Origin of the sequence: Desulforegula conservatrix Mb1Pa (assembly GCF_000426225.1) — a bacterium.
GTDB lineage: Bacteria > Desulfobacterota > Desulfobacteria > Desulfobacterales > Desulforegulaceae > Desulforegula > Desulforegula conservatrix.
Genome location: NZ_AUEY01000008.1, coordinates 48159 through 74573, shown reverse-complemented (window position 1 = coordinate 74573; position 26415 = coordinate 48159). Strand labels below are relative to the sequence as shown.

The following is a 26415-nucleotide window of genomic DNA, read 5'->3' as shown; positions in this document are numbered from 1 at the left end:
CATGATAATAACCTGTGATAATTGCTCAGCAAAATTCAAAATGGATGACAGCAAGGTAAAGCCTTCGGGCACCAAGGTAAGGTGCTCCAAATGCAAAAGCGTATTTGTGGCGTATCCCCAGGCTGCCATAACGCCGGAACCTTTTCCTGAACCTGTAGTACAGAAACCGGGCAAACCAACATTATCCCAGGAAAATGATTTTGATCTTAAAATGGAAAAAGATGAAGATCTTGATCTGACACTTGGATATGACATCGGCGAAAAAGTAAAATCCGCCCCTGAAGAAGATGATTTTGACATAGATATTGATAATCTTGATCTTGACCTTGATATGGGCTCGGACAAAGAGGTTGACGCAGTCTCTGTGGATGATTCGGATGACATAGATATTGACGCAGACATGGATTTCGACCTTACAGAGCCTGAAGGATCGCCTGCTGGCAAAAGCAGGAAAGAAAGTCTTGAGACGGATCTCGACCTCGATCTTGATATGGATTTTGATCTTGAAGGAGAAACAGTATCAACAAATTCTGCTCCGCCTCCTGTTGATGACATGGAAATCAGCCTTGATCTGGATCTGGGCATAGACCTCGGAGAAGAAACAAAAACAGCTCCAGCTCAGGCAGCCAGTAAAATCCCTGATGAAATTGATCTTGACCTTGATCTTGGCATTGAAAGCGCTTCGGTTCAACCTGCTCAGCCAGAAAAGAAACTGGAAGAAAGCTTTGATCTCGACCTCGAACTTGACCTTGGAATGGATAGTGTAGAAACAAAAGCAAAGCCCGTATCTGATGATTTTGAACTTGATTTTGACCTTGAGTTAGGAGAATCACCTGCCACATCAAAAGTTGAGAACAAGAAACAGGATTTCACAGAAGACAACCTGGAGTTTGATCTTGATCTTGGGCTTGATGAATCGCCTGTATCTGCAAAAACTTCAACTCCGGGAGATGAAATAGAGCTTGATCTGGATCTGGGGCTTGATGAAACAATTGAACCTGCAAAAACCTCGGCATCTACAGACGAAATAGAACTCGATCTGGATCTTGGGCTTGATGATGGTGACTCCATAAGACCGGATCTCGCAAAAGTCAACGAAGAAGACCTAAGTCTGGATCTTGTCCTTGATCTTGACCAGCTTGAATCAAAACCAGAAGCAGAAGACATAGAGCTTGAGTTTGATATCCAGAGCGAAGAGCCATTAACTCTTGATAAGGGAGGAGATGACCTTGATTTCTCGCTCGACCTTGATCTTGAACTTGACGAAACGTCCAAAAAAGACGGCGTTAAAACAAAGACCGAAGAGTTCGAATTTGATCTTGATCTGGACGATGATTTTTCAAAACCGGCCCCATCAAAAAGAGAACCTGTCAAGGCAGAAGAAAAAGAAATCGCTGCAACCATTTTTGCAGATGATTTAAATGACACAGGCAATGCCACAATAGCCATGCCTGAAGATGCTGACATGAGTCCTGAGCCTGCGGTGTCAAGCTATGTTCCCCAGAAACCTTTGGCTGATAAAAACCAGCCCAAGTTCAAGCCCCAGAAAGAATCAAGCAAGGCGCCGATTCTGGCTTTACTGCTTATCATAATCGTACTTGCAGGTGGCTATTATGCTGTATTCATGAAAGGCATCGGCAGAGATACTCTATCCACCCTGCCCTATGTAGGAAAATACCTGGGAGGAAAAGCAGAACTTAACTCAGAAGACCCTGCCGGAATCCTCAAGATAAATTTTGTCGATTACAGAGAGAGATTCATCCAGAATCAAAAAGAGGGAAATCTCTTTATAATAGAAGGCAAAGTAGTCAATAATTACAATATGCCGAGAAGCAACATAAGCATAACCGGCAAGATTTTCACAACCAAGAAGGAAATGGCCCAGCAGAAAACCATATTTGCCGGCAATTTGATTTCAAATGCTGATCTTGCGGTCATTGATATGACTGAAATAGACAAGAGGCTTTCAAATCAGACCGGTATTAATGGTATGAATACCAATATACCTTCCGGCAAAGAAGTTCCTTTCATGATTGTATTTTCAAAACTGCCGGATAACCTTGAAAATTACAGCGTTGAGGTGATCAAGTCTTTTTAATTTGCTTAATGCATTTTTTTGCTTGACGCATATACCCTAAGCTGTTAGTAACTGATCCGTTTTGGCGATGTAGCTCAGCTGGTTAGAGCATACGGCTCATATCCGTAGGGTCCGGGGTTCAAGTCCCTGCATCGCCACCAAACAACAATCTAACAGCGTCCTAAAGCTGTCCGAAGCCCCTTGAGCAATCAAGGGGTTTTTTGTTTTACAGCCATCCACATTCAACAGAAACCTTTCGAGGATATTTTTAATTCCATTTCTGCCTCTCCTTTTTTAAAGGACATATTCCTTTAAATGTTGAAATCTGAAAAACAAAATTCATGTCACTGAGAAGTTTAAGTAGCTTTTTCTGAAAATGACATGACTGGGAGGCAAAAGACGTCTTTCCGTACAGTCTCTCCACCTTTTTTAAACCACAAACCGAAAATAATATATGCTTCAAAATAAATTTTGGCTTTTTGCCCCCAATGAAATATTGTGCAAAAAAACAAAAAATTAAATAAACAGACCAAAGTATGACAAGGTCGCAAAAAGTCCGATTACCGTCATTCCGGCGTAGGCAGGAGTCCAGAAGTGTCTAAGAATACTGGATACCGGATCAAGTTCGGCATGACTCCGACGCTTTTTTTGACTTTTTGCAGTCCATAAAAATCACTTTTTTATTCGTACACTGCCGGAGGTAATAATGTCTGCTCTCAAAATACCTGAAAGAACAGAAATCAAGCACGAAGATAGATGGGATTTATCGCCGCTTTTCAGCTCAGATGATGAATGGAGCAAATTCTTTACTGAAATAGAAAACGGCATAAATGAGTATGAAGCATTTAAAGGAAAACTTGGAGCCTCATTCGAGATATTCAAAAAAGCCCTTGATTTCCACATGGATATTTCCCGCAAGGTTGACAAGGTTTTCACATATGCCCATCTGAGGCACGATGAAGAAAAGTCAGCGCCCAATTATGCCGGTTTTTTCCAGAAAGCCATGAATGTGGCGACCCGGGCAGCCCAGGCTGGAAGCTTCATGGAACCAGAAATCCAGGAAATTCCGGATGAGGATATTAATAACTGGATGACTGATCCATCAATTAAAAATTACTCATTCCATATTGAAAAAATAATACGCTGGAAGCCTCATACCCTGGACGCCAAAACCGAGGAACTCCTTGCAATGTCCGGTGAAATGGCAAGTTCAGCAAGGGAAATATTCGGGCAACTCGATGCGGTTGACATGAAATTCGGGACTATCAAAGACGGCCAGGGAAGGGAAAGAGAACTGAGCCACGGCAATTTTGTCACTTTCATGCAGGACCCTGACAGGGAAATCCGAAAAAAAGCTTTTCTCCAGTATTATGATGCTTACATAAATCATAAACATACAATCGCAGCTTCGCTTTCAGGCTCTGTCAAAAAGGACTGGTTCTATGCAAGGGTTAGAAAACACGAATCCTGTCTTAAATCAGCCCTGTTTTCAAATAATATTCCTGAGACTGTTTATGACAATCTCCTTGATGCAGTAAAAAAAGGAGTTCCTGCCCTTGTAAAGTATCTGGACATCAGAAGAAAAGCCCTGGGCCTCGAAAATCTTCATATGTACGATCTTTACATCCCGCTTGTTCCTGAGGTCGAATTCAACATGCCATACGACGAGGCCGTAAAAACCTGCATTCAGGCTCTTGCTCCGCTTGGCGAAGAATATACATCCGTTCTTGAAAAAGGCCTGACAAAAGGCTGGGTCGACAGATATGAAAACAAGGGCAAACAAACTGGCGCATATTCTTCAGGATGCTTTGATTCTCCGCCTTATATATTGATGAACTATGAACCAGGTAATATAAACAGCCTTTACACCCTGATCCATGAGGCAGGCCATTCAATGCACACATGGCTTGCAAACAAAACCCAGCCGTACTCAAATCACGGATACAGCATTTTCGTGGCTGAAGTAGCGTCAACCTTTAATGAAACCCTTCTAAGCGCATATCTTCTGGAAAAGTATAAAGATAACAGAAATATGACAGCATATATTCTGTGCAGGGAAATAGACAATATAAGATCAACAATGTACCGCCAGACAAAGTTCGCAGAATTTGAAAAGGCCATACATTCAAAGATAGAAGCAAACGAGCCTCTCACGCTCGATGTAATAACCAAGACTTACAAGAATCTCCTGGAAATATATTTTGGAGGAAAACTCGAAATTGACGATGCGCTTTGCCTCGAATGCCTGAGAATCCCGCATTTTTACTCTGCATTCTATGTTTATCAATACGCCACAGGAGTTTCAGCGGCAATATCCCTGGCAAAAAAGCTCATGACTGAAGGTGAGGAACAAAGAAAACGATATCTCGGATTTCTTTCGCTGGGAGGTTCCGTATATCCGATTGATGCTCTGAAAACAGCCGGAGTTGATATGTCAGAAGAAAAGGCCGTGAGAACCGCGCTGGAGTATTTTGAAGAGCTTGTGGAAAGACTTAGGGAAACACTGGCAGATTGATACTGCTAATTTGAATATGTGGGGGCAATCAAATGAAGCCCCCACACTTTTAAGGCATCAAAAATCAGTTCGTCCAGTGAAGAGTTCCTGAATTCCACTCAAATGTCCCATCGCCATTCAGATCAGCTTCAATTTTATATGATGAGCTGTCTATGATTGTAAGGCGGGACGAGGTTCCTTCTCCTCCTTCGACGTAAAGAATTCCATCCGTCGGGTGTTCTGCAAAAAGCTGCTGTCTGAAGGATTCTTCGGTATTCAAGGTTACGTTTCCGTAAATGCTGTGCCCAAAGGTGCCTGCCACTGTGTATACCATATAAGATGATTGAAGCATCATATTGAGGACATAGTTTTCAACCCTTGAAGTTGTTCCCTTGAGCTGATCCTTCACAGAAGCATTGGCAGTAAATACGGCTCCAGAGGTATCTCCTTCCATAGCCATTGTGCCAGCAAGTGTATAATCGTAATTATTGGCGTGTTTGATTCTGAATCCGTTAAAGGATATGTTCATTTTACCTGTGGGAGCATCAGAGGCAGAATCAAAGGTTCCGGTAAGAATGAGCGTGCCGTCGAGATATGTCTCAGGGTATGAAGTGTAGTCATCAAAAACAATGGAAAGCTTGAAAGAAGTACCCTGTTTGGAAAGAGAATATGTAGCTGAACCTCCATATAATCCTTGTTTTGTCCCATATAGATCATCGAGCTGGGTTCTTGAGCGTCCATCAGGATATGCTTCTTCATTATCAGACATAAGAGCGCCTGATTCATTCAGAAAATCGAGGATATAAAAGCCAAAACCCGCAATAATGTTTCTGCCGACAAGCTCGTTTTTTTCTTCTCCTGATCTGCCGATCTCTTCAGATACTGCCCCGCTTCCAGTAATCATGGCGTTTGTGGTCTGGAAAGCACTTTGAGTAACATCGCTGACATTATTCACTGTAAGCTTAACCTTGCTGGAGCCACCTGAAGATCCGCCCGAATCACTGCCAGAACAGGAAGCAAAAAAAAGAAAACCTGCCAGAGCAAACGTCAATAATACACTTTTACGCATGTATCCCCCATCTGATTTTTTAATTGTGATTTCATACTGTTAGATTCAAGGACAATAGCAGACAGAAATCATAAAAACAACTCTCAGTTAAAGAGAGGACATTTATCGCTAATACATTCCTGATTATCGCCGCATTGTTTACAGCTAATCACGTGATCAGCCAAAAGCGTTACATTCAGAAATTTTTGGGATATTTCCGCAGATTTTTTAAGGGCAATCCATCCGTCCCTCTGGCAGCACCGAGCAGCCTCAAAAGAAGCGATTTCCCCAAGAATTTCATGAACAATGCTTTGTACGGCCTTTCTTCCCGAAGGATTTACAGGAGAGCTTCCAAGAATAATGGCAAATCCGGTTCCAGCACCAGATGCTGCGCCGCATACCCCGGAATACCCGCAGCTTCCGCCCGCAATTTTTGAAGCCCGTTCCACAGCCTCAAGGATCATTGATTCATCTTTTCTGGCAACTGTATTCAGATATGCCGCGACAATGATTCCTGCCACGAGCGCATGATGTTCTGGCCCGTGCATGGGAATGCTTTTATGACTTTTAATTGTATCAAACATCAAGACCAAGTCTTTTTCATCTGTGGAAGTCAGATAGCGCCTGATAAAATCAAGGCCGTCAGCGGCATGGCATGAGTCACAAACAAAATGCCCGTTTCTACATGTCACGCTTGAATGCTCTTTCTTCCCGCAATAGCTACATGCCGATTCCTTCATAAATCCCACAGAATAATACAACACCTCTCCGCAGACCATGCATCCGGCCATATGCCTTGGCTGTTCAGCATCACAGCATGAAATTGAAGAAACTGAACCTGAGCAGCATGAAACCTCGCTTTCGGAAGAAGTCGAACAGCAGCAGGATGATTCCCCCCAAAAAAAATTGCTGACAGATCCATGATCATCAAGCACAAAAACATCTTCTCCGAGACCTTTTGCTTCTGTTGAATCCATAAAAGTTTTTATGCCAGCATGAAGAACCGTACCCGCAGAAGTAATAACCGAGACAAAAGGCCCCCGGTAAATAACAGCCACGCCTGATTCTTTTGGTCCTTTTGACGGTTTTATTGCAGAAAAAGTAAGGGAAAAAAAATCATGACCAGACACATTTCTGTATGGAAACCTCCTGATAAGCCTGACAGACTCAAATCCTGATTCATGCAAAATGCCCACAAGATCCTTCTGGGTCATGGCTCCTGCTATGCATTCCCCGCGCAGCTTTTCATCATTTCTTACTGATGGATCAGGTTCTTCATCACAGACGACATCAGACACGACAAGCCTGCCGCCTGATTTTAAAATCCGGAAAATCTCTGAAAAAGTTCTGCGTTTGTCAGGGGAGAGATTCAGCACGCAGTTTGATATAACAACATCAGTGCTTTTTTCTGGGACAGGCAGGCTTTCAAGAAATCCTTTTCTGAAATCAAGGTTGTCAAATCCAAGTTTCCCGACTACTTCAACTGCTCCCTGTCTTGCAATTTCAAGCATGGGATCAAGCATGTCTATTCCGGTTACCCTGCCATTTTCACCTGAAAGCTTTGCGGCAATAAAGCACTCGATACCCCGTCCTGAACCAAGATCGACGACATTTTCACCTTCTTTAATATCAGCGTCAGTAACCGGGCTTCCGCAGCCGTAGCCCCTGAATCTGTATTTTTTTGGGATATGTTCAATATATTCATCTGAATAGCATACAGGATTCAGAATATCCTCGGAATCGGCTGAGGCGGCTTTTGCATAAAAAGATGCAACAGACGACCTTACATCAGTAGAAGCGACATCCAGAAGGCAGTTTGAATGACAAAGAGTTACGCTTCCATGTTCTCCGCAGGTTTCGAGAATATCTCCCATTTTAAGGGCAAGACCAGGAATGTTCATATTTGAGTATTTTTCAGCTGTTCTTGCAATCAGCCAGACAGCAAGCATCATGTGCATCTGATAGTATGGATCTGCGCCTGTATACCTGCCCGATGAAGTATAGCTGTGATCAAAATCCCCTCCTCCAAGAATGAATCTGAAAGGATCATCAAGGGAAGCCATAGTCGCAACCCTGATCTCTTTCATGATTGGAGCATTTTTCCATGCAGACTCAAGGCCGTGTTCCATGCTTACGCCAAGCTCCTTATTCCCTATGGAAGCCGCAGACGGATAAAGCATGAGATCAGGGCCGATGGCAAGAGTGTTCCAAGCTGCCCCGCTTCCATCGTGTATTGTTCCTTGTGGAGAGAAAATACGGTTTTTTAATTCAGAAATATTATCTATATTTACGGACAACTCCCCTGCTTTTTCAGCTGATTCCTGGAGTAAAGGATAAATTTCAGAAGGATCTGCAAATCCGAAATTATCTCCCCTGCCCTTCACAAAATACCACATGAAATGAAGATTTTCGGCTCCGCAGTCTGAAGCCAGCTGAACCATTACGGGCATTTCCTTATAATTTGATTCAGTCACACACATCGAAAGGGTATATGCGAAACCTTCTTTTCTAAGCTCTCCAATGGTTGACATGGTTCTGTCAAAGGAGCCATCGCCCCTTATATTATCATGGGAATCCTTCAGTCCATCCAGACTGATCTGGAAATGAACCCTTTCAGGAGAAATCTTCTTTGCCAGCAGCATTTTTTCTTTAAGAATGCCATTGGTCAAAACCGCCACATGGCAATCCTGAAGATCTGTCACAAATCTTATTATATTCAGAATATCAGGATGAACAAAAGGCTCTCCTCCCGTAAGTACAAACATTCTGCATCCAAGCGAAAAGGCTTCATTAATAAAATCTTTTATTGCAGAAAATGAAATGGATGCCCTTGATTCAGGAGAAGAAGAAAAAAGGCAGTGGCTGCATTCAAGGTTGCAGTTGTCCGTAATATGAAGCCACAATTCTCTGATTTCATCGGTTTTCAGATAATGTTCCCTGCCTTCATATTTTTCGTAAGAACTGTCAGGAAGTCTTTTAATAAGCCGACATTCTTCGGCGCAAAGCCCGTCTTTTTTTTCAGAAGAGAATCTTTCAATAACAAAACTTCCGGAATTATTGGGAACAAACCAGGAAGCCCTATGCCTGTGCAGATAAATACTAAACCCTGAATTTTCAAATTTTGCCCAGTTTTCGGGGATGAATGACATATGACCTCCATATTTATGGCGGAAGAAGCTATATAGCCTTGATAAAAAAATTCCAACAAAATGAATTCAGTAGCAAACTTTCTTCAATTGGACAACAAAACTGCCAATAAAGCGCTATTCTTGACTCCCAGCGGTTCATACCAGACATTTCACCTTGAAAATGCATTGAACTGATGGTATTTTAAATAAAACTGGTAAACATTTTATGCGATGCTTTAATTTTGACAAGGCCGCAAAAAGTCCTATTACCGTCATTCCGGCGCAGGCCGGAATCCAGAAGTAACTGAAATTACTGGATGCCGGATCAAGTCCTGCATGACGTCAATGTCCTTTTTTGACTTTTTGCGAGTCCATCAATTTTCTTAATCTGCACAAGCTTTTTGCCATTTTTTCTAATCCGACACAAAATCCTTTTTTGATTAATTTTGTCCTCTTTTTTATGGAAAATCCAACTATAGCATCAAAAATTCTGGTTGTGGACGATGAGGAAGCCCTGCGAATTGGGATAACATCCTTTCTTGAAGACAGAGGCTATTCAGTCTGCGAGGCTGACAACGGAAGAACAGGCATAGATGTATTTAATCAGGAAAATCCTTCCGTAATTCTTGTGGATCTAAGGATGCCTGAAAAAAGTGGCCTCGAAATGCTTAAGGTGATTACTGATAATTCACCGGACACACCAATAATAGTCATATCTGGAGCAGGACTTGTATCGGACGCAATAGAGGCCCTTCATCTTGGAGCATGGGACTATCTCATGAAACCGATCCCGGACATGATGGTTCTGGATCACGCCATAAAAAACGCCATAGACAGGGCCAACCTCATCAAGGAAAACAGAAAATACAGGGAACATCTTGAAGAAGAAGTCAAAAAAAGGACTGAAGAGTTAGAGAAGGTAAATATAAACCTCAGAAATGAAATAGAAATAAGAAAAAAAACCCAGAGCAAGCTCAAGGAATCAGAGCAGATGCTTGATTCGATTCTGGATACTGTTCCTGATATTATATACAGGCTCGATCCTGAAGGAAGAATTACATTTATAAGCAGCGCAGTAAAAAAATACGGATATAATCCTGATGCACTTCTGGGCCAATATCTCATTGATATTATTCACAGTGACGACATGCTGAAAGGGAATGTCAGAATCGATGAAAGAAGAACCGGTGACAGGCGCACCCATAACATGGAAGCCAGAATAATCCCGTTCGGCCATGATTTTCTTGTAAATTCATCAAAATCTGACCTGCCTGTATTCCTCATCGAGGCAGAAGGTCTTTACAGATTTGAGAACAACCAAAGCAGATTCATTGGCACTCAGGGAATTGCAAGGGATATTACCCAGGAAAAGCTATCAAGCGCGGCCCTTAAAGAGAGCGAGGAACGTTTCAGAAGACTTGCCACCCATGCCCAGGATATTATTTTCAGAATATCCCTTCCGTCCGGCAAATGTGAATTCATAAGCCCGGCCATAACAGAAGTAACCGGCTATACAGCCAGGGAAATCAACGAAGATTTTTTCAGACTTCTTGAAAAATGCATAAAAAAATCCTGGCTGAAGAATTTTTATATAGAATGGCAGAATGTTCTTTCAGGTAATCCGTCTCCTGTCCTTGAATACCCGATAATAAACAAATCAGGGCATGAAAAATGGCTTTACCATCGAAATTTCATTATTTACAACGATGATAACGAGCCAGTTGCGCTCGAAGGCATAATTACAGATCTCACAGAAAGAAAGAATCTTGAGCATCAGCTCAGAAAAGCCCAGAAAATGGAAGCCATCGGAACCCTTGCAGGGGGTATAGCCCATGACTTCAACAACATACTAAGTGCCATAATCGGAAATACAGAACTGCTGAGGATGCTTATCCCGGAAGAAGACCCGCTTCAGGCCAAGACAATAAATATTCTGAAGGCAAGCCAGAGAGCCAGGGATCTGATAATGCAGATACTTGCCTTTAGCAGGCAAAGCGAACAGGAGCTTGGGCCTCTAAGAATCACCAATATTATCAAAGAAACCATAAAACTTCTTGAAGCATCACTGCCAAAAACCATTGAAATCAAACAGGAGCTTTCAAACAAAAATCTGACAGTGATGGCTGATCCGACCCATATTCACCAGATAGTAATGAATCTCTGCACAAATGCCCACCATGCCATGATGGAGACAGGCGGGATTCTTAAAATATCTGTACAGGAACAAATTCTTGTATCATGCCCATATGACATCAAAAGACCCAAAAACAACAAATGGATAAGAATAGAAATTTCTGACTCAGGCTATGGAATAAATAATGATATCATAGATAAAATTTTCGATCCTTATTTCACAACCAAGGAGAAAAGCCAGGGAACAGGACTCGGGCTGTCTGTTGTTCATGGTATTGTTACGAGTCTCGACGGTTTTATTCAGGTTGAAAGCAACTTTGGAAAGGGAACATCTTTTTTGGTATTCCTTCCTCTTATTCAAAATGAAGCTACAGAAATCAAAAAGGATCATAAAGACATTGTGCCTGAAACAGGAAAGGAAAGAATCCTTCTTGTAGATGACGAACCCATGATTCTACAGGCCAATGATGAAATATTGAAAAAGCTCGGCTATGATGTCGTAAGCACCGAGTTTCCTGAAGAGGCTTTAAGAATATTCGAACAGGAACCATATGAATTTGACCTTGTGCTTACAGACATGACTATGCCCAAACTTACAGGGGAAAACCTATCAAAAAAAATCTTGACCATCAGAGAAGACATACCTATCATACTCACAACCGGGTTCAGCGAACTGATATCTCCTGAAAAAGCCAGAATCATTGGCATTAAAGACTTCCTCATGAAACCGCTGACCATAGACATCCTGTCATCAAGCATTAGAAGAATTCTCAAGGCAAAGGATGAAGGCAGAACTAAACCATAAAGCCAATATATTCTGCCTCAAAAGCGACCCTGATGATCTGCCGTCTGAAACAGTTTCATCCTTTGATGAGGCATATGCAAAGCATGAAGACGAAAATTTCATACTTTGCAGAAATTGCGGATCTCCATTAACCTCGATAAATTTTAAAATATCTGTAAACGGAAATCATACCCATGCTTTTGTAAATCCATACGGCATGGTTTTCGAAATTGCCTGTTTCAGCAAGGCACCCGGATGCAGTGCGGCAAGCAGGCCTTCGGACGAATTTTCATGGTTTAAGGGACATACATGGATGGTATCGGTTTGCAAACTGTGTCTTAACCATAATGGATGGCTTTTCGAGTCCAAAGACCACTTTTTTTTCGGGCTGATTTTAGATCAGATTATTTGCCCGTGATCCAAAATCCATAATTCCGAAAACACCTATCAACAAACAACCACAGCTCACACTCCTTAATGTTTTTTAATAAAAAACAATGATTACAGCCAGATATTTCATTACGAATCACAGCAAAACATGTTTGACAAATCCGGATTCATAATATAGTGTGCTGATTTTCTCATGGGGAAAAGGAGGCGGTCTTTATTAACTACTTGAAAATAAAGACTTTTATACCGGAGTGGCTACAGCATTAAAAAACCGTAAGGCTTACGGAAATGCGAGGACACGAGATGGTATTAACTTCAACCAGGAGTTCGTTTTGACATTTTTTAAGCCTAGATCGACAAAAGCCGTCGAAGCCGTAAAAATTGCCGTGCTGTGTACGGTACTTTATGCTTCTGCGGCCAGGACTCAGGAATTCAGACCTGAACACCGGGATTTAGACGAAATTAAGCAGTCGGGTGAGATAGTAATGGGTCTGCCCGATAATGCCCCGGCCCTCTTCATGTATGAGGGAAAACCAATGGGATACGAATATGAACTTTCAAAGTCATTTGCGGATTCCCTTGGTGTAAAACTGAAAATTGTGACCTATGCTCAATGGTCCAGCATGGAGAATGCCCTGAAAAAAGGGGAGGTCGACATTGCTGCCCCATCAGCGCCTGTTTTCCAGGAAAGATATGATGCCTTGAGCTATTCAAGGCCATATATGAACACGCGTCCGACTGTAGTAACTCACCGTGATAACGGACAGGGTTCAACCATGCCAGATGTCGCTGTCCGGACTCTATACCCAGGAGACGATTCTGACTGGCATTCCAACGGCCTGCACTTTTATGCTGAAAAATCCTTCGGAGATACTTCAAGACAGATCCGTCAGGTAGCAAGCAAACAGATTATCCAGACTGTGACCAACGAGCACATTGCCAAAAATGTTCAGAGAAATTTTCCTGAAACAGTCGTTGGAGACAGTACCGGCCCGGCTCTGGGTATTTCATGGGCAGTTAATCCCAAATCAAGAAGACTACTCCACAGCGTCAACTCTTTTTTAACCGAATGTGAAAAGAACGGGGATTTCGAGGAACTTAACGAAAAATATCTGTCTGAGATTGCCGGTCTTGACGCAATAGACAGCATAGCCTTCCTTGATAAGACAAAAGCCTTTCTTCCGGCCTATAAAAGCATAATCAAGAGCGAAGCAAAGGATAAGGGTTTTGACTGGAGGCTGATAGCAGCCCTGATTTACCAGGAGTCGTCGTTTAACCACAGGGCTGAGGGTGGTGCAGGAGCAGCCGGCCTGATGCAGCTATTACCGTCAACAGCGGCTGATCTCGGAGCGACAAATCTAATGAATCCGTCATCAAACATCAAGGCCGGGGTTGGCTATCTCAAAGACCTGTTTGACATTCTGCCGGGCGAAACTGAAAATGACAGGCTAAGTTTTGCCCTGGCCGCTTACAACATCGGGCCAAATCATATCATAGCCGCAAAGAGCGCAGCTTCGTCCAAGGGGCTGAACAACCTTAAATGGAAAGATGTGGCAGAGGTTATGAAAACATGCAAAAAAGGAAGGGCTGCCAGAAAAAATTCGGGGTTCAATTTAAGAGGAAATAGGGCCGTGGAATATGTAAACAAAATCATGGCATATTTTGAAATACTTAAATACAGGGAAATAAAACCTCCTCCTGTGTGTTTTTACGGGCCATCACCTGCTGAAAAGGTTTAGACCCTAACCTGCTTGAGGTGGTTTAATTATGATGGTCTGGCAAAAAGTCAGAAAAAGACATCGGCGTAATGCCGGACTTGATCCGGCATCTTTGTATTTTCAGATATGTCCGGATTCCGGCTTCTGGTTTTAACCGGGACAGGCCCCGCCGGAATGACTGGAATCTGACTTTTTGTATCTTGTCAATTATGACGCAGAATACGTCATTTGCTATCTATCCCGGTTATGTTTCTGATCATTAATTAACGGGGGCTTACGGCCCCCGTTATACCAATTCCAAATCAAAGAGCTATCTCATTGCATGAACCGGGTTGGCATCGTCTTCAGCCTAAGAGCATACAAACAACGTACGTTTGCGTCGATTTCTCCTTGCCGCCTTGATTTCATCTTTGATTTGAAAATGGTATTAATCATTATTAATGCCCGCACCATTTGATCCCCAAAAAACCATTTACCCAGGTTTCGGGATAGCAACGATCACCTCTGTGCCTTTTCCGGGGTTGCTGTTTATATAAATATTTCCCTTGTAAAGCTCGACGACTTTTTTTGCTATGGTAAGGCCAAGACCAAGACCATCCTGGACTCTGGTAATGTAATTCTCTGCCTGATAAAACGAATCAAAAACATGCTCGAGATCTTTTTCCTCGATTCCTTCTCCTTGGTCTCTGCAGATGAACTGAACCTCACCTGGAGAATTCTTCAAAACAATTTCCACAGTGCCGTGCTCCTTGCTGAACTTCAGCGCATTGTCTACGATCTGAAAGAGTATTTCAACGAAATGATCGCTTTTGCCGTAAACCACAGACGGAGGGTCTTCTACGGAAAATAAAATACTGATATGTTTCCTGTCTTTTTTTTCTGAAAACGACTTGATAACGTTTTCAGCAAGTAAATCAAGTCGGACATTGTTATCTTCAGGAGAGCTCATATCACTGTAAAATTCAACGAAACGCAGTAGCTCCTTCACTATTTTTTCCAGTTTGTTTCCACATATATTGATCATGCCAATATATCTTCTGGAATCTTCAGAAAGTGCCGCAGAATCCATGAGCATTAAATCGGAAAGGCCCTTGATGCCGTTAAGAGGGGTTATAAGCTCATGCGACAGAATACAGAGAAATCTGGCCCGTTTTTCATCAGCCTGCTTCTTTTCTGTTATGTCCCTCATCATTATAAGATGGCCCTGGTCTTCCATGGGGGTTGTCAGCACGGAAAAAGTTTTCCGCCCCCACTGAGGGAATTCAATGTCAAGCTCGGCAGAGGTGCCAGCATGTTCAAAAAGGGATGCAAATCCGTCAGTCTGGATGTCACCAACAAGAAGATCTTTTAACGGGAGGCCTTGCAAAGCGCCCTTGCTTTTGCCGATGATTCTGAGAAAAGCCTGATTCATCTCAGTAATTTTCAAATCGCGGTCCACTGTGACCATACAATCGTTCATTCCGTCCAGGACAGCCTGGAGTTTCTGCAGAGTCCTGTTCAGCGCAAAAGTTTTCTGTTCAACGAGATGCTCAAGTTCTTTCTGATATTCCCTGACCCTGTCCTGGGCCTCTTTCATCCTGAGCATTGAATCCATACGGACCTTTAGCTCAATTCTGTCCACAGGCTTGCTGATAAAATCGTTGATGCCCACTTCAACGGCTTTGATCCTGTCCTTTTTTCCGGATAAAGATGTGACCATGATTACGGGTATATGGGAAAGCTGCTGATTTGCCCGCACTGATCGGACAAACTCGAACCCGTCCATGTCAGGCATGACCGCATCGACTATTATGAGATCAATACTGCCATCCGCAACCTCCAGAGCTGAAAGCCCCGATTCCGCCAGGATGACTTCATGGTCAAACCCTATAACCAGTTTGCCCACGTAATGCAGGTCAGTTCTGATGTCATCGACAACCAGCACGCGCTTTTTTTTCTCTGTGGCGTAGTCTGTTTGAATATTGGTGGGTTGCATCATGGCGTCATTCCTTCTCAATAAATACCACATCGACAGTTTCAAGGTATTTTCTGGCCCTTTTAATATGATGAAGGGCATTTTCCGAGTTTCGTTCAGCCGCTGCCTTCTCTATCTCCAAAAAGACATTTCCGAGATCAAAAAACTCGTAATTTCTGGCAGAACCTTTCAAACCATGCCCGAGTCGATACATGGTGTCAAAATCTTTTTCAGCTACAGCTGTCTCCATTGAGGCAAGTGACTCTATGAAATATTCAAAGAAATCTTTGATGAGATCTTCAAACATCACATCTATATACACTTTTCCCATCAAAATTTCCCTGCCCTTTAATTCGTCCTGAACATACTTCATAGAGTCATCAGGCAGCAGACCTGTCTCTTCTGGCTGAGACAGTGTTCCCTTTTGAGTAACCTGGAATATAGCCTGGATCAGGTCATTTTTACGAACAGGCTTGATCAGCAGCCTGTCACACCCTGCCTCGTAACACTGATTTCTCTGCTCTCCGAAGGCATGGGCTGAAATGATGATGAGCGGGCAGGGAGAAAGGTTGTTAGTCCGTTCCCATTCCCTTATCCGGCGAGTGGATTCAAGACCGTTCATAACAGGCATTTCAACATCCATAAGTACAAGATCAAAACTGCCTTTCTTGTAAGCTTCAAGGGCTTCAAGACCATTTCCGACAGCCACTATGGTGATCGGTGATTTCTGAAGATATTTGTGTACAACTTTTCTATTAGGCACAATATCGTCTGCCAGAAGTACGGTCATTGGAGGCAGACTTTCAATAGTCGCATTGGGAATCGCCTTTTCAATAATCGATCCATCATCCACTTTTTTAAGACTGAGGCTGAATAAAAAGGTCGAACCTTCGCCTTCAACACTGCTGACCGACAGAGTTCCGTCCATGAGTTCCACAAGCCTTTTGCAGATGGCAAGGCCAAGGCCTGTTCCTCCGTACTGCCTCTTGATAAAGTTGTCGGCCTGGGAAAAACTGTCGAAAATAATGCCCTGCTTGGATTCAGGAATTCCAATGCCTGTATCCCTGACCCTGAACACAATGCTTTCATAGGTTTCGGGATTGACTGGATCAGGGCTTTTGGCCACCTCTATGGTCACTCTGCCCTCATTGGTGAATTTGACCGCATTCCCTCCGAGGTTGATGAGGATCTGCTTCAAACGGACAGGATCTCCTGCAAGAAAACGGTGAATACCAGGATCTATGGAATAAGTCACAGGCAGATTTTTTTCCATGGCCCTGACTTTGATAAGGCCGGCAACTTCTTCAATCAACTGTTGAAGATCAAAAGGAGAGTCGTCAAGAATAAGCTGTTGGGCCTCAATTTTTGAAAAATCAAGGATATCGTTTATAATGGATTCCAGAAAAACTCCGGAGCTCTGTAGAAGCTTTATGTATTCCAGCTGGTCTTCGGTGGGGTTGGTTTCAGATAACATTTCCGTCATGCCAAGGACTGAGTTCAGAGGTGTTCTGAGTTCATGGCTCATTCTGGCTATGAAAAGGGTTTTAGCCTGGTTTGCCGCATCCGCAGCTTTCTGCTTTCTTTCAGCTTCTTCCCTCTCCATTCGGTCAGAAATATCAAAAATGGACCCCTCGTAATAAAGAACCCTGCCATCACTATCCCTCACCGCTCGGGCGCTTAAAGAAAACCAGAGAATCTCACCATTTGTTTTCAGTCCCTGTACGTCATATCTGGAAATAACACCTGACTCATTGAGTATATTGTCTATCTTCTTAAATTCGTCCGGCGAGACAAAATGCCGCTCAATCTTTGAATCACTTTGGAGCAGGCCCTCCGGCGATTCATACCCCAGGGTTCTGGCCATGGATGGATTGACGCTCAGAAAACGGCCTTCAGGAGATATCTGAAAAATTCCTTCTACAGCGTTTTCAAAAATGCTCCTGTATTTCTGTTCAGCCTCACGCAACTCGCCTATCTGAAGAAGAATCTTGCTCCCCATGACTCTTAACACGTCCACCACTGGCTGAAATTCGATATAGGGGAGATGCTCGTCTCTGCTTTCATATTTGCCGGAAGCATAGGAGCCAACGATGTTGCTCAGGATATCAAGGGGATTCTTCAGGAACATTCTAAGCAGAAACCCGGTGATGGCTATAAGAACGGACAGGTTAATCACCATGGTAATTATTCCTGACCAGAGAAGCTGGCGTATGGCCTCTTTGTATTTGTTGGATGAAAGCCCCATTTTTACAGTTCCGGCAACCTGGCTTCCGAACATGATGTAACGGCTATCCAAAACGGAGATGTCCCTTTTCTTTTCCATCTGAAACATTTCCTGTCCCAGAGAATCAGTGATGGTCAGGAAGACGACATCTTCGCTTGCAGCGTAAAGATTACCTGTATTTTCAATAGTTTCCTGATCATAACTCCATAAAGGCACCTGCAGTATCTCAGAAATGGACGAGATGTTTCTTTCAAGGTTTCTCTCCAGATCAGCCTTGGCCTTTCTAGAAGCCTCGATGTATCCGATTGATATAGAAATAACCGAAACGAATGCCACCGTAAAAATAATGCTTGTGGTAAGAAGCAGGGATATGGAACGCCCTTTCCTTTTAAACATCATTTTACCGGTCGTTTCCTTTTTTTGTTCATAGAGCATATGGAAAAAGTCCCTGTATGAGGGTATCTAACCCATAAATGGTTTTAAGCTTCCAGACGCCACTGGGAATCACCCCGTCCCGGGGCTTTCTCAATCTACTCGCTCTGCATAAATCTAAAAAGCCTTGTATCTATTAACCCAAAGACCTTTTAAAGTACTCTTTTTTGAAAAAAAGCTTGGCAAAAAACTTCCGGATTTGATGGATGATCCTTTTTGTACTCAAATAACGCCTGAGGTCGCGGGAGATTACTACAATGTACATTGTTTGACAACGTCGCAAAAGTACGTTTACCTTCATTCCGGCGGGGCCCGTCCCGGTGAAAACCGGGAGCCGGAATCCAGAAGTGACTGAAAATACAAAAATGCCGGATCAAGTCAGGCATAACGCCGATGCCATTTTTGGACTTTTTGCGAGTCCGTCTTTTTTAAAAAAACTGAAATTTTTTTGGGCAAATGTCTGGAAAACAGTTTTTACAAAAAAGGTTTTCCAGGAATAAACATGCATGCTGAAAATTGCCCTATTATTTATCTGAGTATCACTATCAAGGTACAGCCCCACTTTTCTTGAGCTTTTCGTAGGTCTTATCTAATCTGTCGATGATCTTCTGCCCATCCTTAAGCTTTTTTGAAACCACAAAGTAGCAAGGAAAGCTCGAGATAAGATTAGATGAAAGATCAGGAACTTTGACTGTCTCCAGAGCTTTTTCGGACGGATCCTTATAGTCGAGGAGATAGTCAGCCCTTCCTGCAAGAAGCATCTTGAAGGCAGCGTCGTGCTTATTGGCATTGATATAATTCACTTTGTTTGCCGGATCCTCAATGAAACTGATCCAGCCGCCATAGCTGTATCCCCTCATGATGATGACTGATTTGCCGGGGAGATCTTCTTTTTTAAGGATAGGCGGTTTGGAACCACGGGTATAGGACAAAAGTACAAGTTCTGTTATTACAGCTTTTCCTGTATAGGTTTTTCCTTCGAATTCTGGCAGGGTTTTAAGACCCATCCAGATATCCAGGTCTCCGGAACCGATGTAGTTGGCAAGGCGTCTTACCGGATATGAAGTAGCTGTGAAATCGAAGCCTGCCTCGGGATAGACTTTTTTTGCAAGGTCGATGAGAATTCCGGCAGGCTCACCGTTTTCTTTGGTATATGTATAAGGAGGAAACTCGATATATCCCAGCTTTAATGTTTCAGCAAAGACGGCGTTCCCGTAACCCGCCACCATCAGCACCAATGAAATGACAATTAAAGCGTTTCTCACCGCCATGTTTCCCCCTCTTTTTTCCCCTAAAGCGATTCTTTATGCTTTTTGTAGAAATCCATACCTGCTTTGTATCCGATATCACGAAGCTTTTTAAAGTTGGATGCGCTCCAGTCCATGACATATGGAGCATGTTCTTCAGGAATGGTAAACCCCAGCTTCAAAAGATTCTTTTCCCCCTTGTGCTTGGCTTCATAAAGCTTTGTATCATCTTCAGCTATGGTAATAAAGGGCAACATTATGGAAAGATTATAAGCATCATAAAGACTCTCGGGAGTTCTTATCAGGGACTTTTTATTCAGGATATTCATGACGACAAGGGTTTCGATATCGTCTTCCTTTCTCGACTCCATGAGGCCCTTGTAATTCAGGCTGTCAAGATACGAACCTTCACCATACCACTTCCCGTCGATGTTCTGCTGTGGACAGATGTAAAACAGTGAGGAACCTGCAATCAGGTGCTGCATGGTAATCTCTGTCTTGTCGAATATCTCTATCCGTTTGTCAGTCACGTTCAGGGCGTTGATATAAACGTCCTTCTCCACATTCTTGATATTGTCGAAGTCTATGAAATTTTCAAGAAAAGGAGCTATCCGGCTGATTGAGGTCTGATAAGGAGCAAGAGAACCGGGCGTCATGGCTGTAAGCATATACAGATACATGTCGCTAAAGAATCTCTGATACTCGTTCCTGGGATTAATCGAAAAAAATGGGTTGAAGGTCGTCATGGCTTCCAGCCAGGCGTTGCTTACCGGGTTCATGAACAGGCCGTTTTTCTGGAAAACCTTATAATTGTATGGACAAATGGAATTGTAGATATAATCCGAAAGCCCTGATGCATTGCACCACATTTCAAGGGCCTCCCTCCCTGTCATCCCTTTAGCTGGACTGGTGTATGTCAGGGCAATGACAGAACCGATACAGGCTCCTGATATGATGTCAAATTCCACGCCCATTTCGTCAAGTGCTATGAGAGCTCCGGCTTCAAGCCCCCCGAGCGGGCCTCCCGCGCCTAACAGTAATGCCTTCTTTTTCATTACGTTCTCCTTATGAATTTCATCTTATAACAACCGCCACTGAAGGTGGTTGGGTCTGAAAAAAGCGATGTAAAACCTTCATAGAGCAATTTCGACTTAATTTACGATATATGGATTGGGCTAACAGAGCAAACTCAGGCCGAAAGGTTACCAGCTGGAGAATTAGTATTTTCGGTATTTTTGTGATGCGGGTAAAACTCGTAATTTAAATTTGATGGTCCCGCAAAAACCAAAAAAGGCATCGGAGTCATGCCGTACTTTATCCGGCATACATTATCTTCAATCAATTCTTGATTCCGGCTCCCTGTTTTCACATACACAGGCCCAGCCGGAATTACGGGAATCTGACTTTTTGAACCTTGTCAAATTTATATTACTGTATCATTTAATCATAAAAAACAGAAACCATTTTTTTGTTGCAACGCCCTCGAAGCCCAAGTAAACTAAACGAATACATCACAAATACAGATCAATAATTCTAATCAGATTATACCCATCACTACTCACCACACGATCCGGCTTAGGAGGCTTAATGAAAACGGCAAACGACATCATCACAAAAAAATCCCATGACATTATTAGCGTCCAGGAAGACACTCCGATTTTTGAAGCCCTGAAAATCATGCTCGAAAAAAAAATAGGTGTCATTCTGGTAAAAAATGGAAATAAAATATCCGGGATCTGGTCTGAAAGGGATTTGATCAGAAATATAGTTAAAGACGAAGCTGATTTGAAAGCCACAAAAATTTCAAAAGCAATGCGACAAAATCTTATGTGGGTCGAACCGGATGCCACTCTTTACGAAATAATGGACAAGATGATAACAAATAAAATCCGTCATCTTCTTGTAAAAAAAGGTGAAGACTATATAGGGCTCATATCTATTGGGGACGTAATAACCCACGAGCTTAAAGACAAAGGCTATAAGCAGCAAGGCATACAGGAAATGCAACCATCGTTTGGCATCAATAATGGGGCTGATTCGTCACTCACACTGGAACAAAGATTCAAATATGAACCAGAAAAAAACCTCTTTTATGTAAATTTCAAGGATTTTACAGTAAACTCAAAAAGCGATGTGGGTAAAATTGAATTTATGGTTGCGTCCGAGCTGTCAGGCGTTGGCAAAAAAGTGCATGCGCTTGTGAACTATGAGAATTTTTATATTAACAGTGAAATTGTGGAAGATTACACGTGCATGGTAAACAGGCTGATGGAACATTTTTATCAGGATGTTACAAGATACACCACAAGCCAGTCAATACACTCCCAACTTGAAAGCGCCCTGAAAAAGGCGAATGTTGTCCCGAACATATTCGACAGCAGCGAAGAAGCTGAAAAGGTTCTCAGAACCTTGCTATAGCTGATCGTCAGAATACTATATCGCTTCCGTTCAATTTTATACTGATCATACCGGCCGGGTTCTTGTAAAGGGAAACCCGGCTGATTGAATCGCCTCCGCCAAGTTCTGTATATTCTGACCTTAATCCGCCGAAGTCTAGGGTTTCAAGGGCTTCCCTAAGCATTTCTATTCTATCTTCCATCTCATCAATCTCAATATTTTCCCTGAAGCATTTCCCTATGGATTTTGAGTAAAGCTTTTTTATCTCTGTATGTATGCAGTGTTTTGAAAGATCTAAGGGGATTTCCATTTTTCCTCTTAAAAAAATATTTGAACCGGTGATTAAAAAAGTTTAATCAAAAATCAAACTGATATTGAAAGCAAAATACACAAAAAGCAATTTTTTTTTAAATTCGGAGATTAAGTTGAAAGATCAAAATAGTACAACACCTGATTTTCTCCCTTTTGGGGGGCATGATTTTCAGTCACCCCCAACTGAAGCGCCAATACATATACTTCCTGTATGCTATGAACATAAGGTCTCTTATGGAACAGGGACTAAAATAGCGCCTCTTTATCTTCTTGAGGCTTCAGAACAGCTCGAGCAGATGGATGATGAAACAATGACAAACTGGGGAGAACTTAAATTTCATACACGCCAGCCCTTTTTCCCTTCAAATGATCCTAACAAATCAGTAGATGAAATTAAAGCCGCAGCTTTTGAATCCATAGAAGCCGGAAAATTTCTTCTTTCATTTGGTGGAGATCACTCCGTATCAATTGGCCTGATCAAAGCAGCTGCTGAAAAATACCCTGATATCGGGGTAATCCAGATTGATGCCCACTCAGACTTGAGGGACAGCTGGAACGGAAGCAAAAATAATCACGCATGTATAATGAGAAGGGTTGTTTCTGACATGAAACTCAAAACCGTGCAGGTGGGAATACGATCATTTTCCCCTGAAGAAGTTGTTTTCATGAAGGAGCAAGGCCTTAAGCCTTTTTTTGCATATGAAATTGACGGAAGACTCGACTGGATTGAAGAGGCAATAGAAGAGCTTCCCGAATTTGTCTATCTTACAATCGATGTTGACGGACTTGATCCGTCCATAATGCCAGGGACAGGTACTCCCGAACCAGGAGGACTCACATACAGACAGCTGACAAAACTGATATCAGAGCTCGGCAAAAAAAGAAAAGTGATAGCAGCCGACATAACAGAACTGTCCAAAATATCAGGATCCCAGGTTTCTGAATTTACTGCCGCCAAAATAGCCACAAAAATCATGATCCATTGCCCATAAGCCACACAAAAGGTTTTTTTGTGACCATTAAACCAAATACATATCTTTTGATTTTATGCCATAGAACAGGCATATAAACAGGAGCATATGCGTTAATACAATAAAAGCTTCAAGTTTTTGAGTGATTTGGGGAACTTTCTTACAAAAAGCTCCCCAAATCATGGTCAATTAATTGAATTGGATTCTTCTGCAAATTAAATTATGCCTTGAACTAAGGAATAATTGAAACTCACCAGCATTCCCTACCACATTGATTTTCTGCCTTCGCCCACAAACGGGTTATGGATTTTTTCGTCACCAACTCTTGTATCCGGGCCGTGACCAGGATGAACAACAACCTTTTCATCAAGGCTAAATATTTTTTTTCTGATCGTTGAGATCAGGGTTTCGTAATCTCCTCCAGGCAGGTCGGTTCGGCCTATTGATCCGGCAAAGAGTGTATCGCCGGAAAACAGATGACTTCCTGTGAGAATGGAAATACCTCCGGGTGTATGGCCTGGAGTATGAATAACCTTTAAGGTAACTTTTCCAAAGGAAATCACATCGCCGTCATTGAGTTCCCTGTCCGGCGGAGGTGAGTTTTCTGCCCTTAAGCCAAAAGCTGCGGCGGTTATGGATAGTTTTGAAAGCATGGCAGCATCTTTTGAGTGAATAAGAATCTCAGCTCCTGTCACCTCTTTCAGCTTTTTGTTTGCTCCGACATGATCGAAATGACCATGCGTATTAATTATATACTGAAGAGAAAGCTTGTCATCTGCAAGCGCCTTAAGTATCACGGAAGCCTCATCACCAGGATCAATTACTGCTGCGAGTTTAGTTTCCTCGCATCCTATAATAAAACAATTGGCCATAATAGGCCCCACAGGCATACCCTTTATAATCACATCACCCTCCTTGTTGTTTATCCTGGTTACTTCCTTGAATTTCTTGTCTTTTATGTCCTGACACTCTCCCCTGCCCGCAATAAAGAGCATGAGACAGAATGTGACTATTGCCATTTTTATATTCATTTAGCTCGCTCCGGAAAAATTCTTCAAAGAATAAACCCTGGGTGCGACAGCATTTGATCCATCAAAATAAGGCCAGGCAGACTATTTTCATGATTCAGCTTCATCAATTTTTTGATTGGAATACATCCATAGAATATTTTTAAGCTCACTGCAAAAATAAAAAAGGCGACCTTTTTAAAGGCGCCTTTTTTTATTCAATAATGATTAAAAAACACTTTATCCAAAACTTTTAATTATTCCTGGCTTTGGATACTTTTCAAATACTGACTCTGACTTTCTGCGGTCCTCTTCGGAAAGTTCAAAATTATCCACAAGGCCAGCAAAATACTTGTCATAAGCAGCAAGATCAAGAAGTCCGTGTCCGCTCCAGCAGAAGAGGATGGTCTTTTCCTTTCCTTCTTCTTTTGCTTTATTTGCTTCTTCAATGACGGCTGCAATGGCATGGGTGGTTTCAGGGGCAGGGATTATGCCTTCTGTTCTGGCAAGAAGAACGCCAGCATCATAACAGTCCACCTGAAGAACTGATTTTGGAGTTATAAGCCCGTCAATGATAAGCTGACTTACAGTTGGCGCCATGCCATGATATCTCAGACCACCAGCATGAAGCGGCGGAGGCATGAAATCATGGCCGAGGCTGTGCATTGGCAGTAGAGGAGTAAAACCTGCCGAATCACCAAAGTCATAGACAAAAGGAGCCTTGGTCATTGTAGGACAAGCAGCAGGCTCTACAGGATAAATTTCGACATTCTTGCCGTTGATCTTATCCTGTACAAAAGGGAAAGCTATGCCGGCAAAATTCGATCCGCCGCCAGCGCAACCTATTACAATGTCAGGATAGTCGTTAACAAGTTCCAGCTGTTTCTTGGCTTCAAGACCAATTATTGTCTGATGAAGACAAACATGATTAAGAACGCTGCCAAGGGAGTATCTGGTTTTGCCTGTCTCATCACTGAGCGCTGCTTCTATGGCTTCGCTGATGGCTATTCCAAGGCTTCCTGGTATATCAGGATATTTTTCAAGAATTTCACGGCCAACCTTTGTGGTGTTGCTTGGGCTTGAAATGCATCTTCCGCCCCAAGTCTGCATCATGGATTTTCTGTATGGTTTCTGCTCAAAGCTGACCTTTACCATATAAACAAGGCATTCAAGACCGAACTGGGAACAGGCAAAGGAAAGTGCGCTTCCCCACTGACCTGCGCCGGTCTCGGTGGTAATCTTCTTTATACCGAATTCTTTATTATAGTAAGCCTGGGGAACAGAAGAGTTTGGCTTGTGGCTTCCAGCCGGGCTGACACTTTCATTCTTGAAATAAATTTTTGCAGGAGTGCCGAGAGCTTTTTCAAGATTTGTGGCTCTAACAAGCGGGCTTGGTCTCCAGATTTTATATACGCCAAGAACCTCGTCAGGAATTTTGATCCATCTTTCAGAACTCATTTCCTGTTCGATAATATTCATCGGAAAAACCTTGGCAAGGGCGTCCGGGCTGACAGGATTGCCGTCCGGGCCAAGCGGAGGGTTCATTTTTATGTCGGCAAGGATATTATACCACTGTGTCGGCATGTCTGCTTCTGAGAGAAGAATTTTCTTTAAATCCATTTACTGCTCCTTGGAACCGGGATCATATCAGACCCCTTTTTTTGATGACCCCTTTTTCTCAAGATGGTCCCTTATTGTATCAAGAATACCGTTTATGAACCCGCCAGAATCTCTGGCTCCGTATTTTTTACCTATGTCGATCGCCTCATTTATTGAAACCTTGATAGGGATATCATTGCAGAAGAGCATCTCGTAAATGGCAATGCGCATCGCGTTTCTGTCCACCCCTGACATCCGGCTCAATTTCCAGTTACTCGAAAATTCGACCAAAAGAGTGTCAATTTCTTCCCTTTTTTCGATAACACCGGATACAAGACGCTCTGAAAATGGAGCTACGCTATCCTGGTCAGCATCCTGCGATTCGACAAAGCTTTCCATGAATTTTTCAAACATTTCAAGGGAATAGCTTTTTTCCATATCCATATAAAAAAGAGCCTGCATTGCAAGCTCCCTAGATTTTCGACGAAAACTCATGTCTG

17 protein-coding genes and 1 tRNA gene are annotated in these 26415 nt (G+C 42.7%); 8 read left to right on the top strand and 10 right to left on the bottom strand.

What is annotated here, in order from left to right; all coding sequences use genetic code 11:
• Position 1 precedes the first annotated feature (1 nt).
• The 3 genes from K245_RS0105380 to pepF all read left to right on the top strand — a co-directional run bounded on the left by K245_RS0105380 (position 2) and on the right by pepF (position 4592).
• Positions 2 to 2098, top strand: a complete 2097-nt coding sequence (locus K245_RS0105380; protein WP_027358478.1) for a DUF3426 domain-containing protein — start codon at positions 2 to 4, stop codon at positions 2096 to 2098.
• Between the two features lie 63 nt (positions 2099 to 2161).
• Positions 2162 to 2238 (top strand) — tRNA-Met (locus tag K245_RS0105375).
• 545 nt (positions 2239 to 2783) lie between these two features.
• On the top strand, positions 2784 to 4592 hold the full coding sequence (gene pepF / locus K245_RS0105370; protein WP_027358477.1) for an oligoendopeptidase F: 1809 nt from the start codon (positions 2784 to 2786) through the stop codon (positions 4590 to 4592).
• A 64-nt stretch (positions 4593 to 4656) separates the two neighbouring features.
• Here pepF and K245_RS0105365 read toward each other — a convergent pair whose 3' ends face one another.
• Both K245_RS0105365 and K245_RS0105360 read right to left on the bottom strand, forming a co-directional pair.
• Positions 4657 to 5640: a hypothetical protein gene (locus tag K245_RS0105365; RefSeq protein ID WP_027358476.1), complete on the bottom strand. Its 984-nt coding sequence runs from the start codon at positions 5638 to 5640 to the stop codon at positions 4657 to 4659.
• Between the two features lie 83 nt (positions 5641 to 5723).
• Positions 5724 to 8768, bottom strand: coding sequence for a radical SAM protein (locus tag K245_RS0105360; protein ID WP_027358475.1), 3045 nt, complete (start codon positions 8766 to 8768; stop codon positions 5724 to 5726).
• Between the two features lie 439 nt (positions 8769 to 9207).
• Here K245_RS0105360 and K245_RS26375 point away from each other — a divergent pair, with 439 nt between their 5' ends.
• The 3 genes from K245_RS26375 (at position 9208) to K245_RS28460 (ending at position 13793) form a co-directional block, all read left to right on the top strand.
• Complete coding sequence (locus K245_RS26375; protein ID WP_156906705.1) at positions 9208 to 11685, top strand: response regulator; 2478 nt, start codon at positions 9208 to 9210, stop codon at positions 11683 to 11685.
• Positions 11663 to 12082, top strand: a complete 420-nt coding sequence (locus K245_RS23195) for a cereblon family protein (RefSeq protein WP_051283897.1) — start codon at positions 11663 to 11665, stop codon at positions 12080 to 12082. Before K245_RS26375 ends, K245_RS23195 begins: the two co-directional genes overlap by 23 nt.
• Before the next feature lie 304 nt (positions 12083 to 12386).
• The gene (locus K245_RS28460; protein WP_027358474.1) at positions 12387 to 13793 is read left to right on the top strand and encodes an MltF family protein; all 1407 of its coding nucleotides are present in this window, start codon (positions 12387 to 12389) and stop codon (positions 13791 to 13793) included.
• 451 nt (positions 13794 to 14244) lie between these two features.
• Here the strand turns inward: K245_RS28460 and K245_RS0105340 are convergent, their stop codons facing one another.
• The 4 genes from K245_RS0105340 to K245_RS23185 form a co-directional block, all read right to left on the bottom strand.
• The gene (locus tag K245_RS0105340) at positions 14245 to 15750 is read right to left on the bottom strand and encodes an ATP-binding response regulator (protein WP_027358473.1); all 1506 of its coding nucleotides are present in this window, start codon (positions 15748 to 15750) and stop codon (positions 14245 to 14247) included.
• Between the two features lie 4 nt (positions 15751 to 15754).
• Entirely contained in the window at positions 15755 to 18349 is a 2595-nt protein-coding gene (locus tag K245_RS26370; RefSeq protein WP_198013834.1) for an ATP-binding protein, read from the bottom strand.
• Positions 18350 to 18927: 578 nt separating this feature from the next.
• A complete protein-coding gene (locus tag K245_RS0105325; RefSeq protein WP_027358471.1) occupies positions 18928 to 19653 on the bottom strand; it encodes a substrate-binding periplasmic protein in 726 nt (241 codons plus the stop codon).
• Between the two features lie 20 nt (positions 19654 to 19673).
• The gene (locus K245_RS23185; RefSeq protein WP_051283896.1) at positions 19674 to 20684 is read right to left on the bottom strand and encodes a patatin-like phospholipase family protein; all 1011 of its coding nucleotides are present in this window, start codon (positions 20682 to 20684) and stop codon (positions 19674 to 19676) included.
• A gap of 532 nt (positions 20685 to 21216) precedes the next feature.
• Here K245_RS23185 and K245_RS0105315 point away from each other — a divergent pair.
• On the top strand, positions 21217 to 22047 hold the full coding sequence (locus K245_RS0105315) for a CBS domain-containing protein (protein ID WP_027358470.1): 831 nt from the start codon (positions 21217 to 21219) through the stop codon (positions 22045 to 22047).
• Between the two features lie 7 nt (positions 22048 to 22054).
• Here K245_RS0105315 and K245_RS0105310 read toward each other — a convergent pair whose 3' ends face one another.
• Positions 22055 to 22336: a hypothetical protein gene (locus K245_RS0105310; RefSeq protein ID WP_027358469.1), complete on the bottom strand. Its 282-nt coding sequence runs from the start codon at positions 22334 to 22336 to the stop codon at positions 22055 to 22057.
• Between the two features lie 115 nt (positions 22337 to 22451).
• Here K245_RS0105310 and speB point away from each other — a divergent pair, with 115 nt between their 5' ends.
• Positions 22452 to 23330 carry an agmatinase gene (gene speB, locus K245_RS0105305; RefSeq protein WP_027358468.1) on the top strand — a complete coding sequence of 293 codons (879 nt, stop codon included), beginning with the start codon at positions 22452 to 22454 and terminating at the stop codon, positions 23328 to 23330.
• A 242-nt stretch (positions 23331 to 23572) separates the two neighbouring features.
• Here the strand turns inward: speB and K245_RS0105300 are convergent, their stop codons facing one another.
• From K245_RS0105300 to nusB, 3 genes are all read right to left on the bottom strand, one after another.
• The gene (locus tag K245_RS0105300; protein ID WP_332248653.1) at positions 23573 to 24340 is read right to left on the bottom strand and encodes an MBL fold metallo-hydrolase; all 768 of its coding nucleotides are present in this window, start codon (positions 24338 to 24340) and stop codon (positions 23573 to 23575) included.
• Between the two features lie 216 nt (positions 24341 to 24556).
• The gene (locus K245_RS0105295; RefSeq protein WP_027358466.1) at positions 24557 to 25936 is read right to left on the bottom strand and encodes a TrpB-like pyridoxal phosphate-dependent enzyme; all 1380 of its coding nucleotides are present in this window, start codon (positions 25934 to 25936) and stop codon (positions 24557 to 24559) included.
• 27 nt (positions 25937 to 25963) lie between these two features.
• Positions 25964 to 26410 (bottom strand): transcription antitermination factor NusB, encoded by a 447-nt coding sequence (gene nusB, locus K245_RS0105290; protein WP_027358465.1) that lies wholly within the window; start codon positions 26408 to 26410, stop codon positions 25964 to 25966.
• Positions 26411 to 26415: the final 5 nt, after the last annotated feature.

What these genes read in the sequence shown, in the direction of transcription:
- K245_RS0105380 (WP_027358478.1), top strand. Translation starts at nt 2, where the DNA reads ATGATAATAACCTGTGATAATTGCTCAGCAAAATTCAAAATGGATGAC.
- pepF (WP_027358477.1), top strand. Translation starts at nt 2,784, where the DNA reads ATGTCTGCTCTCAAAATACCTGAAAGAACAGAAATCAAGCACGAAGAT.
- K245_RS0105365 (WP_027358476.1), bottom strand. Translation starts at nt 5,640, where the DNA reads ATGCGTAAAAGTGTATTATTGACGTTTGCTCTGGCAGGTTTTCTTTTT.
- K245_RS0105360 (WP_027358475.1), bottom strand. Translation starts at nt 8,768, where the DNA reads ATGTCATTCATCCCCGAAAACTGGGCAAAATTTGAAAATTCAGGGTTT.
- K245_RS26375 (WP_156906705.1), top strand. Translation starts at nt 9,208, where the DNA reads ATGGAAAATCCAACTATAGCATCAAAAATTCTGGTTGTGGACGATGAG.
- K245_RS23195 (WP_051283897.1), top strand. Translation starts at nt 11,663, where the DNA reads ATGAAGGCAGAACTAAACCATAAAGCCAATATATTCTGCCTCAAAAGC.
- K245_RS0105340 (WP_027358473.1), bottom strand. Translation starts at nt 15,750, where the DNA reads ATGATGCAACCCACCAATATTCAAACAGACTACGCCACAGAGAAAAAA.
- K245_RS26370 (WP_198013834.1), bottom strand. Translation starts at nt 18,349, where the DNA reads ATGATGTTTAAAAGGAAAGGGCGTTCCATATCCCTGCTTCTTACCACA.
- K245_RS0105325 (WP_027358471.1), bottom strand. Translation starts at nt 19,653, where the DNA reads ATGGCGGTGAGAAACGCTTTAATTGTCATTTCATTGGTGCTGATGGTG.
- K245_RS23185 (WP_051283896.1), bottom strand. Translation starts at nt 20,684, where the DNA reads ATGAAAAAGAAGGCATTACTGTTAGGCGCGGGAGGCCCGCTCGGGGGG.
- K245_RS0105315 (WP_027358470.1), top strand. Translation starts at nt 21,217, where the DNA reads ATGAAAACGGCAAACGACATCATCACAAAAAAATCCCATGACATTATT.
- K245_RS0105310 (WP_027358469.1), bottom strand. Translation starts at nt 22,336, where the DNA reads ATGGAAATCCCCTTAGATCTTTCAAAACACTGCATACATACAGAGATA.
- K245_RS0105300 (WP_332248653.1), bottom strand. Translation starts at nt 24,340, where the DNA reads ATGAATATAAAAATGGCAATAGTCACATTCTGTCTCATGCTCTTTATT.
- K245_RS0105295 (WP_027358466.1), bottom strand. Translation starts at nt 25,936, where the DNA reads ATGGATTTAAAGAAAATTCTTCTCTCAGAAGCAGACATGCCGACACAG.
- nusB (WP_027358465.1), bottom strand. Translation starts at nt 26,410, where the DNA reads ATGAGTTTTCGTCGAAAATCTAGGGAGCTTGCAATGCAGGCTCTTTTT.